The sequence below is a fragment of the Marinobacter sp. LV10R510-11A genome, assembly GCF_900215155.1.
Lineage (GTDB): Bacteria > Pseudomonadota > Gammaproteobacteria > Pseudomonadales > Oleiphilaceae > Marinobacter.
In genome coordinates this window covers 3,580,489-3,593,494 of sequence record NZ_LT907980.1, presented here as the reverse complement: position 1 = coordinate 3,593,494, position 13,006 = coordinate 3,580,489, and the positions used below count along the sequence as shown (strand labels likewise).

The 13,006-nt window shown below is 54.7% G+C and carries 10 protein-coding genes; 3 read left to right on the top strand and 7 right to left on the bottom strand.

The features are described from left to right. Positions 1-25: 25 nt before the first annotated feature. The gene (crp, locus tag CPH80_RS17285; protein WP_096279778.1) at positions 26-667 is read right to left on the bottom strand and encodes a cAMP-activated global transcriptional regulator CRP; all 642 of its coding nucleotides are present in this window, start codon (positions 665-667) and stop codon (positions 26-28) included. A 280-nt stretch (positions 668-947) separates the two neighbouring features. Between crp and CPH80_RS17280 the strand changes: the two genes are divergently transcribed. Continuing rightward, positions 948-1,370: an OsmC family protein gene (locus tag CPH80_RS17280; protein ID WP_096279776.1), complete on the top strand. Its 423-nt coding sequence runs from the start codon at positions 948-950 to the stop codon at positions 1,368-1,370. Between the two features lie 169 nt (positions 1,371-1,539). After that, positions 1,540-2,334 (top strand): adenosylmethionine decarboxylase, encoded by a 795-nt coding sequence (gene speD, locus CPH80_RS17275; RefSeq protein ID WP_096279774.1) that lies wholly within the window; start codon positions 1,540-1,542, stop codon positions 2,332-2,334. Positions 2,335-2,376: 42 nt separating this feature from the next. Here the strand turns inward: speD and CPH80_RS17270 are convergent, their stop codons facing one another. Next, entirely contained in the window at positions 2,377-3,243 is an 867-nt protein-coding gene (locus tag CPH80_RS17270; protein ID WP_096279773.1) for a phosphoribulokinase, read from the bottom strand. 39 nt (positions 3,244-3,282) lie between these two features. Then, positions 3,283-7,047 carry a DUF1631 family protein gene (locus CPH80_RS17265; protein WP_096279771.1) on the bottom strand — a complete coding sequence of 1,255 codons (3,765 nt, stop codon included), beginning with the start codon at positions 7,045-7,047 and terminating at the stop codon, positions 3,283-3,285. A gap of 109 nt (positions 7,048-7,156) precedes the next feature. On the opposite strand from CPH80_RS17265, the gene CPH80_RS17260 reads away from it, so the two are divergent. Continuing rightward, positions 7,157-8,233, top strand: coding sequence for an aminopeptidase (locus tag CPH80_RS17260; protein ID WP_096279769.1), 1,077 nt, complete (start codon positions 7,157-7,159; stop codon positions 8,231-8,233). Here CPH80_RS17260 and argA read toward each other — a convergent pair. The 4 genes from argA to argB are packed head-to-tail and all read right to left on the bottom strand — an operon-like array spanning position 8,207 to position 12,973. Beyond that, positions 8,207-9,514, bottom strand: a complete 1,308-nt coding sequence (gene argA, locus CPH80_RS17255; protein WP_096279767.1) for an amino-acid N-acetyltransferase — start codon at positions 9,512-9,514, stop codon at positions 8,207-8,209. The genes CPH80_RS17260 and argA overlap by 27 nt on opposite strands. Before the next feature lie 45 nt (positions 9,515-9,559). After that, a complete protein-coding gene (argE, locus tag CPH80_RS17250) occupies positions 9,560-10,756 on the bottom strand; it encodes an acetylornithine deacetylase (RefSeq protein WP_096279765.1) in 1,197 nt (398 codons plus the stop codon). Between the two features lie 25 nt (positions 10,757-10,781). Beyond that, the gene (locus CPH80_RS17245) at positions 10,782-12,035 is read right to left on the bottom strand and encodes an acetylornithine deacetylase (protein WP_096279763.1); all 1,254 of its coding nucleotides are present in this window, start codon (positions 12,033-12,035) and stop codon (positions 10,782-10,784) included. Positions 12,036-12,076: 41 nt separating this feature from the next. Then, positions 12,077-12,973 carry an acetylglutamate kinase gene (gene argB / locus CPH80_RS17240; protein ID WP_096279761.1) on the bottom strand — a complete coding sequence of 299 codons (897 nt, stop codon included), beginning with the start codon at positions 12,971-12,973 and terminating at the stop codon, positions 12,077-12,079. Positions 12,974-13,006 lie beyond the last annotated feature (33 nt).

Sequence of the window (13,006 nt, the reverse complement as noted above, 5' to 3'; positions counted from 1 at the left end):
GAGCAGGACGCAGTTATATCGGCTCTCAGCGAGTTCCGTAGACCACCATGGTTTTGCCTTTAACCATTACAAGCCCTTGCTCTTCTAGGGTTTTAAGCACCCGGCCCACCATCTCGCGAGAACAGCCCACAATGCGGCCGATTTCCTGACGAGTGATCTTGATCTGCATGCCATCTGGATGTGTCATGGCGTCGGGCTCCTTGCACAAATCCAGCAAGGTTCGAGCAACACGACCGGTTACATCCAAAAATGCTAGGTCGCCCACTTTACGGGTGGTCTGGCGTAACCGCGAGGCCATCTGCTCGCCAATAAAGTAGAGAATACGGGGATCCTGCTGGGCGATTTCCCGGAATTTGGAGTAGCTGATCTCAGCCACTTCACATTCGGTTTTAGCCTTCACCCAGGCGCTGCGCGAGTCCATGTTGTCAAACAGCCCCATCTCGCCGAAAAAGTCCCCGGCATTGAGGTAGGTCATAATCATCTCGCGGCCGTCATCATCCTCGATGATAACCGTGACGGAACCCTTGACGATGTAAAAGAGGGAGTCGCTTTTGTCACCAGCGTAAATAATGGTGCTCTTGGCCGGATACCGGCGGCGATGACACTGCGAAAGAAAATAGTCGAGATGTTTGGTTTTTTGCTCAACCGGCTTGACGATAGTGGCCATAATGCGAGTCGTGCCTCCTCAAATACTGGCGGGTTCCGATGTTTGTTGTTCACCCCAGCTTTCCCTGCGGGTTCGTTTATTTTTACTACAAAACAGAGCAACTTATAGCAAGAAGGCCTGCTTCGAGCAACTGAAAACAGTATACAGGATGTATCTGGAGATGAGTGCTGCCAACTCTAAGTCACCTGTCAGTATACCCAGGGTGTGCTAGCATTCTGCCCCATCCGTATATTTCCGGGCCGGCACATGCCCGCCCCTGTGCAACAGGAGAACACCTTTCATGAAAGCAACCGTCGACTGGACAGGCAACGCCAGCTTCCGAGTTACCAGCGGCACTGGGCACTGCGTGCAACTAGACGGCCCACCCGATCACGGCGGCGAAAATCTCGGCCCCCGCCCCATGGAAATGCTTCTGATGGGCCTGGGAGGCTGTTCATCCTTTGATGTAATGAACATTCTGAAAAAAAGTCGGCAAGACGTCACTGCTTGCCATACCGAACTGGAAGCCGAGCGCGCAGATGCCGTGCCGTCGGTGTTCACCAAGATCTACCTGCACTTTGTTGTAACCGGCCGGGACCTGAAAGAAAACCAGGTAAAACGTGCGGTGAGTCTGTCTTCAGAGAAGTTCTGCTCTGCCTCTATCATGCTTGAAAAGGCAGGCGTGGAGATCACCCACAGCCACGAAATCCGCGAAGCGGAATAAGCCTTCTTACAGTACTATTCATCACCGAGCGTGGCGTGCATAATACCGCCCTTTCTCCGCCGGTCTGCGCAAAAGGTAAACAACCTAGTCAGTAGTCGGTGGCGGCCTAAGCAGAGCGCGCAATTGCCGCTCTTCCGTTATTCATCTCCATAATCCGGAGGGGCTGAGCATGGAATCAAAACTCCAGTTGCACGGTTTCAACAACCTGACCAAATCCCTGAGCTTCAATATCTACGATATCTGCTACGCGCAGACTGAAGAGCAGCGTGAAGCCTATATTGATTACATTGACGAGATGTACAACGCGGAACGCCTGACCCAGATATTGACCGACGTGGTCAAGATTGTCGGCGCCAACGTTCTCAACATCGCTCGTCAGGATTACGAGCCTCACGGCGCATCGGTCACCATGCTCATCGCCGAGCATGAACTGGCCAGCAGCGATGGCCCCAACAATGAAGAGTCCCCCGGCCCGCTTCCCGACACCATTGTCGCGCACCTCGACAAGAGCCATGTCACGGTGCACACCTATCCGGAGAGCCACCCCCACGAGGGCATCAGTACCTTTCGGGCAGACATTGACGTGTCTACCTGCGGCTTGATCTCGCCTTTGAAGGTGCTGAACTACTTGATCCACAGCTTCGATTCGGATGTGGTAACCGTTGATTACCGTGTGCGTGGCTTTACCCGCGATGTAGACGGCACCAAGCATTACATAGATCACGACATCAATTCGATTCAGAACTATCTAACCGAAGATACGCAGAACGCCTATCAGATGATCGATGTGAACGTTTATCAGGAAAACCTCTTTCACACTAAGATGATGGTGAAAGCGTTCAACCTGGATAACCATGTATTCGGCGTGAATGCCGATGAGTTAGACCCTGAGATAGCTCAGTCTATCGAAGACCGCTTAAAGCGCGAAAAGCTGGAAATTTTCTACTCCCGCAACGTGGAATAACGGCCCCGGCAAGATGCCAGCCAGGCATGACTCAGAGAAAAGTCAGGCAAACGATTTCTGAGCAATCAGGCGCTGCGCCATGGGTCTTACGATTAGATCCATGGCCAGCGCCATTTTTGTGCCCGGAATAACGAGGGTGTCATGGCGGGAAAGCGTGCTGTTCTGTATAGCCTGCAGCAAGTAGGAAAAATCTACCTCGGAGGCATCTCGGAATCGAATCACCAGCATGCTTTCATCTTCTGTGGGCACATCCCGAACAACAAACGGGTTGGACGTGTCTACCAGAGGGATACGCTGGAAGTTGATATGAGTGTGTGAAAACTGCGGCACTATATCGCGAACATAATCGTCCATTCGATTGATGATCGTTGCGACCACTGCGTCTTGACTGTAACCACGCTGGTGGGTATCTCGATGTATTTTTTGGATCCACTCCAGATTTACAATGGGCACCACACCAATGAGCAAGTCCACATATTGGGCGATATTAACCGCCTCACTCACAACGGCCCCGTGCAGGCCTTCATAAAACAATAGGTCCGTGTTCGGTTGCAGCGCCCCCCAAGCCGTGAACGTACCCGGCTTATGGCCCTCAGCCTGCAGGGCTCGATCCTCGTCGTGAACATACTGCCGATACCGGCCGTTACCGGTATGGCCGTAGTCATAAAACAGCGCTTCCAGCTTATCGACATGGTTGGCAGCCAAAGCAAAATGGTTACGCTCACCAAATTGACCCTTGGCGGCGAGACGCGCCATCTGCTCCCGGTTATAGCGGTGAAAACTGTCACCGCTAACCATGGCCGCGGTTAGCTCTTCATTGGCAAACATACGTCGGAAAATCTGTCCGGTGGTACTTGTGCCAGCGCCAGACGAGCCGGTAACGGCAATAATGGGGTGTCGTTTTGACATAACTGAAGCGCGCCGGAAGTTGGATAAGAAATAAAAAAATCATTTAAGACTGTCAAGAGACCGGGGCTTCTCGACCACAAAACCCTGAGCGTAATCCACACCCAACTGTCTGAGTGTATCCAGAACGTCGCGGGATTCAACCTGGCCAGCCATCACTTCCCGATCCATGTAATGCGCCATATCCACCATAGATTGCACCATGGCGCGATCGGTTTCACTGGTATTGAGCTGACTGGTGAACGCACTATCAATCCTGATCAGATCTACCGGAAGCGAGCGCATGAATTCGAACGAACTAGGGCCGCTGCCGAAGTTTCCGAGGCAGAATTTACATCCCAGTTCTTTCATCTCGATGATAAATTCTGCCACCGCCTGTACGTCGTTGATCGCCGAGGCTTCGGTTATTTCAAACCACAGTCGTTCGATGGGCGCGTCCTTTTCGCTCAGTTTTTCGTAGATATACTCAAGCAGCGACTGGTCGTTCAGTGAATAGCCGGAAAGGTTAATACACACGCCGCCTAGGTGACGCGGATCCGGTGCCTGCACTCGCAACCAGTCCAGCATATGCCCGACTACCCAGCGATCGACAGCCTGCATGCGGTCATACCGCTCTGCCATGCGCACAAAGTCCCGGCCAGTGATGAGCACTCCGGCATCGTCGTACATGCTTATCAGCACTTCATATTGAGGCGCCATGGTGGTGCGACTGTGCAACGGTATAATCTTCTGGCAACGCAACAACATGCGCTCTTCGTCCAAATCACCGAGGCTGGCAACCTTCGCCGCTATTTGTTCCTGGCGGGCCTGGTCATCGGCACCCAGAGAGTACTCTGCCACGTTGCCATGTCCTTTTTGTCTGGCATCACCCAAAGCTTCCTCAGACGCCCTCAGCCAGCGCTCAGCGCTGGCCAAACCAGGTAGCTCAGGCACAACCCCAATGCTGGCAGACAATCGGTAGTCACGCTCGCCGTAGACAAATTCTGCTGCCTCTACGGCAGCAATTAGATTACGAGCTGCATCGTCTGCGTGTTCGGCCGGCACAAGCATGCCAAATTCGTTTCCTGCAAGCCGGGCCAGGGGCATTCCGTCACCTACATGGCTGCGCAGAAGATCTGCCACACGCTTAAGAGCATCGTCACCTGCCTGATAACCAGCGGTGTCGTTCAGCAGGCGGAACTTGCGCAAATCCAGCCTGAGCAAAGACCGCTCGTCTTCGCGACGCGCCAGCTGCTGGTCGAGCATACGTTCAAATTCACGGCGACCGAGAAGACCGGTCAATTCATCGTGGGTAGAAGCCCAAGACAGCTGGTCGTATACCTTACGCACCATGCGGTCGATACTTTCATCCACCAGCGGCCGCTCGTACTGGCCATCCGGCACGATAATGCCCTTGCGCATCTGGCGCGCCAGAGCTTCCAGCTCAAGCTCCACAACCCGCATGCCCTGGTGGTTCACAAAAACAAACCGGCTGAACCCGCGGGCTACCCAAACCAGGCGGATGTATTGCGGCTGATCGGGCCTTTCCTGATCCCGCAGCCAGTCACCTGTCCGAAGTTTCTGGGCACGATTCATCCAACGCTGAAGGCTGCGCTGCTCTCGCTCTGATAGCGACTGCTTAAAATCTTTTTCAGGCGGTGCGGGCGGTACTTCCACCATTTCTGGCGGATTTTCAGGGCTGCGCACCAGAAACTGTTTCAGCTCATCGCGTATCTGAGACGACGGCATATGATTGCTGGAAATAGATGCCAGTCCATCCTGAATAACCCGAAGCAATTCGGGCAGGTTCACTGGGTTGTCTCGGTCCGCTGAAAACGCCAGCAACGAGTCGACCACGGCAAGATAATCCTGCCAGATCTGGCTATCCGCGCCCTGGCGAATCCAGGTTAGTGACAACAAGTCCCGCCAGCCACCGTCAAGCAAACTTAGAACGGCTTTCGGGATGTTACGCCCGGCCAGCTTTGTGCTCAGTACATCTATAACCGCTGTCTTGGACTCGGCAACTTTCTGGGCACCTTCTGCAGCGGCGGTTACCCGCTCAACGTTGCGACGGTAAGCCAGGTTCTGGCGGTCAATCAGGCCATCGAGTTCCTGAACCGTCTGCTCGAAAACCCCAGTATCCTGTTCAAACTCTGCAACAATTCGCTGGATAAGTTCATCAATGCGCCGCTGAACTACCGGGTTCAGACGGCCACCCTTAACACCAAGCTGGGCCAACCGGTTCATCACTCCCCGAACTGGACTGTTCTTATCGTCAAAAAATGCGGGGTCGCGCATCACCACTTTCAGAACCGGAACCTCAAGTTGGCGCATTCGCTCCTGTGCGTATTCGCTGAGTTTCGGGCTTTCCGTGACAGAGTGAAAAAAACGATCTACGACATCCAACGTGTCTTGCTGCTCTTCATCCAGTTTTTTAACACCCCCCTCACGGACTTTTCCGACCACCCGTTCCCGCAGCGGAATAACATTGCTCGCAGGATCATCTAGCTCTGCCTGAAGCTGCTGAAGTTCACGCTGCAAATCACCGGAAGACATTGGCTGCGCGCTAGAGGGAAAGGGTGCAGGCTCGGTATCGCCCCGTGCTGCACGGCTGACAGCGAGAGTCCCTAGCAAGTTTCGTACGGTTGCAAACGCGGTTTGCGCGGTTTGGGCATAACTCCGAAACTCACTGCCCGCGCGCGCCTTGCCAGCGCCTTTATCCCGGCTCTCGGAGGGTTCCTCCGGTGATTTCCCCCGGTCGCTTTGCTGCAGTTCCGGTTCCGGTTTCGTTGGCGGCTTTTGGTCTGGCGCTGGCTTTTTCTTAGAGCTGGCAAGGGGCTGCTCACTCAGATACTTGCTGAGATCCAGATCCGGCAGCACACCATGGCGAATCAGGATATTGTTCAATTCTTTGTAGAGCGGGCCGAGGTGGTGCAGAACCGATTGCTCAAACACCTTCAAACAAATCTTCTCTACGTCTCTGGAGGCTTTGAGCTGGTTCAGCCCGGCATGAAACGACTCGCACACAAGTGATGGACCAAGCGGGTTGTGATGCCCGGTCGCGTTGGCAATACCCAGGTTGTCCAATCGTAGCTTGAGCTGCAGCAGTTCTTTCCGATACAGGGTGTCGGCCTTTGTGACCATAACCCGGATTGTCAGCCAGTCTTCAAACTCCCCCTTATCTACCACGGAGAGCTCAGAGCCCGGAAAACCTTTTGGGGCCGGTTTGAGTGGGGATTCAAGGCTGCGGGCGATTTGGCGCCAGATTACACGCTGGCGGGCCTGAACCTGGCCCGAAAAGTCCATGAACTCGTTTGCCTGCTGGTCGCTCGTGGCTCTCTGCGCTGCCTCTTTAAGCGCGGCGGCCATTTGCACAAAGCAGGCATCCATGAGCGGCTCTATATGCTGGGTAACCGCGCGCGCAGATTGGTGCAAAACAAACTGCACACGCTCACTCGGCGCACGCAGTGAGGCCCGATCTTGGCCGCTAGAGCCGCCACATTGCTGCAACATCGCTGCAAAGGCATCTGGGTTGGTGCGCGTAAAGTTAACACCCATGGCACCATCGATACGCCGGGCAATGCTCACGGTAAGCTCGTGTCTGCGTTTTCCATCGGACCCTCGGAACCGCACGATCAGGTCAGGCGAGGTAACAGCAGCAAAAGCCCGGTCAAGTTTTCGGGATGTTTCACCGGAATAGCGGACAAAAATCCCTTCGGCGCAAAAATCTGCAATCTGGCACGGCCAAGTCTCACCTGTGCCAAGATCAATCTGTGCGGCTAGTTTGATGGGTTTGCGGGGGCTGCTTCGACGTTCTCTCGGATCCATGAACTACCTGTCGTTATGAGAAAAAGACGGTGCGTACAACTGCAGTCTTAAGTGTACTATAGCGACCACTCACGGACACAATCCCAGTCCCGCCATAATATAATAGCCTATGAAACAGCTTAGTAAGATATGTACAGTTTTACTACTTATAACACTGTTAAGTGGTTGCACCACCATCAGCTACTACGCTCAGGCAATTCGCGGCCACCTCGCCCTGACTATGGCAGGTAAACCGGTCGACAGTTTTATAGCCAGCGAAGGCACAACCTCTGAGCTTCGTGACAAACTTATACTTTCGCGCCAAGCTCGGCATTTCGCCGACAATCCACTCGCGCTGAATCCTGGAGACGCATTCACAGATTACGTGGTGCTTGATCACCCTTGGGTAGTGGTTAACTTGGTGGCAGTGCCTGAATTTTCCCTGCAACCGCACCAGTGGTGCTATCCGGTTCTCGGGTGTCAAGCCTACCGAGGGTATTTTCATCTTGAAGATGCCCAGCGGGAAGAGCAACGCTTCCATACTCAGGGCTACGACACGTTCATCGGCGGTGTCACAGCCTACTCGACACTGGGCTGGTTTGACGATCCGCTGCACTCCGGCTTTACCAACCTCGACGATGACCGCATGGTCGCCCTGATGTTCCACGAACTGGCCCACCGGGTGGTCTACATGGCAGGGGATACGGCCTTTAACGAGAGTTTTGCCACAGCTGTTGAACTGGAAGGCCTTAAACTTTGGCTCGCACACCAAGGCGATCCATCAGTATTCCAACAAGCACTTACCCGGCTTGAGCTGCGCAACAGCACTCACGATCTGATTGAAACCGCTAGCACTGAACTGGAGCAGCTATATCAGCAACAGAGTGTACTTTCTGAAGGCAGCCTTCGTGAGCGTAAACAACGCATCTTTGGTGAACTCAATGCGGCTTATGAGGGCCTGCTAGAAAACAGAGGTGGGCACGAAAAAGAACCATTTGGACCCGCTCCTGTCGCCTTCAACAACGCCCGGATCGCGCTATTCGCGCAATACAACCAGCACGTGCCGGCGTTTCGACAGCTACTGAAACAGACCGGCTATGACTTCCCCGCGTTTTACGAAGCTGTGAAAGCTCTTTCCCAGCAACCCGAGAATCAGCGCCAGCAGGCGCTGCAAGATCTGTCAGAGCGGTTTGAAAAAAACTTTTGAATTGCGCTGGGCGTTATAAGCGGCAAGCTTAGGCCCAGGCAAAGCCTGAACCGTACTTGGTTGGAAGCCCCGCTCGCGAAACCAGTGTTCTGTTTGCGTTGTGAGCACAAACAGTTTCTGGACACCCTGGCTGCGGGCGTGCTTTTCAACCATTAGAAGAATCTCGTCGCCACGGCCGGCGCGGCGATAGGCGGAGTCCACCGCAAAGCAGGAGAGCTCACCCGCACCCTCATCCGGGTAGTTATGCAAAGCGGCACAACCAACAATGGTTCCATCACGCTCCGCGACAACAAAGTGTTCAATATCGGTTTCAAGCATTTCCCGCGACCGCCGCACCAAAATGCCCTGCTCTTCCAGCGGCTCAATCAACCCCAGAATTCCGCCGATATCCTCAGCACGGGCCTGCCGGATTTGTTCATAGTTATCACCGCTCACCAACGTTCCTGTACCGTCCCGGGTAAACAGTTCCTCCAGCAGAGCGCCGTCGTTCACATAACTAATAATATGTGCCCGCCTCACGCCCTTTACACACGCATCGCAGGCGGCCCGCAGCAGATCTGCGTCGTGCCCAGTAATGGTTCCGTCCGCCAACCGCTCAGGGACCTGCCGGGCTGAAAGCTCGCGAATCAAAGAGCCGTCCTGTTCGAGCAACCCCTGGTCATCAATAAAGACAATAAGCTTCTCCGCCTGCAGAACTGCCGCTACCTGGCTACCTACGTCTTCGTAAGAGAGATTGAAGGTATCCCCGGTGGGCGAATACCCCAAAGGCGGCAGCAAAACAATGTGCCCCTGCTCCAGAAGCTTCTCGATACCGGCCACATCAACCCGCCGTACCTTACCGGTGTAACCGAAATCGATTCCGTCCAGCACGCCAACCGGTTTGGCTGTTACGTAGTTGCCACTGCTCACGCGGATGCGGGCATTGTGCATGGGCGAATTCACCAACCCCATGGACAACCGGCTTTCAAGGTTCGCCCGCAAACCACCGGTTGCTTCCATAACCAGCGGCAAATGATTTTCGGGGGTTATGCGTAAGCTGCGCGAAAACGACGACTCCAGACCAGCACCATCCAAGCGGCTCTGAATTTGCGGGCGAGCTCCAAAGGCAACCACCAAGCGCACACCAAGACTGCTCAGCAGTGCGATGTCATGGATGATGTTGATGAAGTTCTCATGCTCAATCGCATCGCCTGGAATGGTCAACACAACCGTACGGCCACGGTGGGCATTGATATAAGGCGATGAATGGCGAAATGAATGCAGCCAGCCGTTCGATTTCAAATGTCGTTCTCCAATCCGTATTTTTTAATGCGTATACCCGTTTACTTAAAGGCAAAACTGCCGGATTAGGCCCCTGAGAATTTTCACCGTGGGCTCTAGTTGGGACAGTTCTATAAACTCGTCGGGCTGGTGGGCTTGGTCGATAGAACCGGGGCCCATAACCAGGGTTTCCATACCCAGCTTTTGTAACCATGGGGCCTCAGTCGCAAAGGCGACCGCATGGGCCGTGTGACCAGTAAGCTGCTCACAGGCTTGCACCAGCACGGCATCTGCCGGCGTTTCAAACGGTGGAACGCCGTCGAACAAAGGCTCAAACTCCATGATCAGTTCGCGTCGCTCAGCCACTGGCTGAATTCTGTGCAGAATATCCTGACGCAAGTGTTCCATACTCATTCCCGGCAGCGGGCGCAGATCAAAATGCAACTCGCAACGGGCGCAGATGCGGTTCGGGTTATCGCCACCGTGGATACAGCCAAGGTTGAGCGTTGGCACCTGCACATCAAAATTCGGGTTGCTGTATTGCGCCTGCCAGTCTGTACGCAAAGCGAGAAGTTCGCCAAGCGCCTCGTGCATCCCCTCCATAGCGTTGCGTCCCAGCGCTGGGTCAGACGAGTGACCAGACTGTCCCTCAAACGTTAAACGCTCCATCATGATGCCTTTGTGCATGCGCACAGGCTTGAGACTGGTGGGTTCACCAATGACCGCGTAACGGGCTTTAGGCTTGCCGGCTTCAGCAAGGGCCTTGGCTCCGTTCATGGAGGTTTCCTCATCCGCCGTGGCGAGGATAATCAGGGGCTGCTTCAGATCAGAAGCTGAAAACGCTCTGGCTGCATCGATTGCCAACGGGAAAAAGCCCTTCATGTCACACGTGCCCAAACCGTACCAGCGATTGTCTCGCTCGGTCAGGGTAAAGGGATCGCTTTGCCAGCGCTTGTCATCAAAAGGCACTGTGTCTGTGTGACCAGCAAGCACTAGGCCGCCAGATCCGCTGCCGAGAGTAGCAATCAGATTGTACTTGCCTGGCTGGCCGGGCACGGCCAAAACTTCGACCAAGAACCCCAAAGCCTCCAGCCACTCCCCAAGGGTTCGAATGACCGGCTCGTTGCTTAGATCCCACTCTGGCGATGCGCTGCTGATAGACGGCAGCGAGATCAGTTTTGTTAGCATATCGCGCACACCCGGCACGGTGTCGGCGCTGTTTACACGTGCTCGGCTATCAGTCTCATCAGGAAAGTGCTGCATTTTGTCTCCTCGGCTGGCGTGAACGCTAGTGTGTCTGGCCGCGGCGCCACACCTCAAACGATGTAATCGCACGCGCAGTTATAGGGTATGCCACTTCGCCTCCTGCTACGGTCCGGGAAACTTCTAACTCCTGCTCGGTCACACTCGCCAAACGACCTTCAACGACATTGCCGTTCGAAAGTGTCACCCGAACCTTGCGCCCCACCCATGCCGTTGCCTGTTCCAGATCTTCGGTGTGCCAACGGGTTATCTCTGGATTCTCCCGGGGCACCATCGGTTCAAGCGCTTCTTTCGGAGGCTCAACGACAACCGGCTCAGCTTGTCGAAGGAAAACATCGGGTACCATGGCGCCATTGTATTCCAGTTCCCAAGCCGTGGAGCCATCCGCACCTTCTTCCTCTGAGCGCACCGGTATACCAAAGGTTTCGGAACCCAGCCGCACAGACGCTGTTATTTCTCCGCCCTTAAGCAGCCACTGCCGATACAAGGCTAGCAACTGATCACTGGCGCGCCAGCCGCGAGCTTCCAACCCGGTCTCAAAAGCCTCCAGCGCGCGCCCTGCCCATTGCGCAGTTTCCACACCGGCCTCCCTAGCGCAGTAGGCTGCAACCCTGCGCATAAGACCACCGTCTCTCAGTGTGATCTCTAAGGGTTGGCTCGAACTGGTCAGCGTTGTTTCAGGTGATAGTAGATTGATGCGAGCACCCGGCCAGTTCAGCTCCAGGCTACCCGTGTTTTCAGAGTTGAGCTCAAGATGAACGCGGTCGGGGGTCTGGTAAAGGATAAGCTCGCCGGCCAAGCGGGTAATGCCCATGCGTAACAGATCACCACTGCCAAGCTGCTGGCGCGGGTCTGGTGCGCAGGAAAACGCGAATAAAGCCGCTTGCTCGCTATCCCTGGCTCCGTCCGCCGTTACCCAGTTGCGGAACATGATTGCTTCAAGCACCAGTGCCAGCCCTTCTACCTCCAGCGACCAGCTGGCCGGCAGGTCGGAAGGGTCCATCAGAGCCTTCAATAGGGCAATAGGAGAACCGGCTTCAAATTCCGCCCGGCCAATGGCCAATGGTTGAGTCAGTTCGAAATCCTGCCAGTAGGCCCCGGACAGAATCAGACGCCCCTCAACGCCGGAACCTATCTTGCCTCGATCCAGAACACCGCTTTCGCTAAGCGTTTGGTGTGCCTCTGCCATGCGCTGATCCGCCAGCCACCAGACTCCGGCTTTGAACACGGAAAAACAAAGCAGAGATGCCAGTATCAGAGTTGTGAGCAGACGTTTCATCCGAAAAATCCTTAGGCGGCGCCGTCAGTTGCGGGAAATCGTTAGTTGCGGGAAATGAGAGTGCCGACGCCCTCATCAGTAAAGATTTCTAACAGGCACGCATGGGCTACCCGGCCGTCGATGATATGAGAGGTTCGCACACCATTCTCCACCGCACTCAGTGCGCAGCGGATCTTCGGCAGCATGCCGCCATGGATGGTGCCGTCTTCAATCAGGTCGTTCACTTGCTGTGCGGTCAAGCCAGAGAGCACTTTGTCTTCCTTGCTCTTAAGGCCGGACACGTTGGTCAGCAGAATCAGTTTTTCGGCCTTCATGGCCTCAGCAACCTTGCCGGCAACCAAATCTGCGTTGATATTGTAGGAGGCGCCATCAGGCCCAACGCCAATCGGCGCAATCACGGGGATCACGTTACTGCGGGTGAGCATATCGATCACGTCCACATTGATGCTAGCCACCTCGCCCACGCGCCCGATATCAATAATCTCCGGGCGCTCCATCTCCGGCGAACGATCCATCACTTCGAGCTTGCGGGCGCGAATGAGGTTGGCATCCTTTCCGGTCAGACCTATGGCAGTGCCGCCTTGGGCATTGATTAGAGAAACGATCTCCTTGTTTACCAGCCCCCCCAGCACCATTTCCACCACGTCCATGGTTTCAGCATCGGTAACACGCATGCCGTTCACGAAGCGAGACTGGATATTAAGACGCTGCAGCAACTCACCAATCTGAGGGCCACCACCATGGACAACAATCGGGTGGATGCCCACCAGTTTCATAAGCACCACATCGCGGGCGAAACTACTCTTAAGCTCCTCATTTTCCATGGCGTTGCCGCCGTACTTAATAACAACCGTTTTCCCGGTAAACCTCTGAATGTACGGTAACCCACGGCTCAGAACTGAAGCCACTTGCATTGCTGTTTCACGATCCAGGGTCATCTTGTTGCCTTAATAAATCAATATTGAAAATCG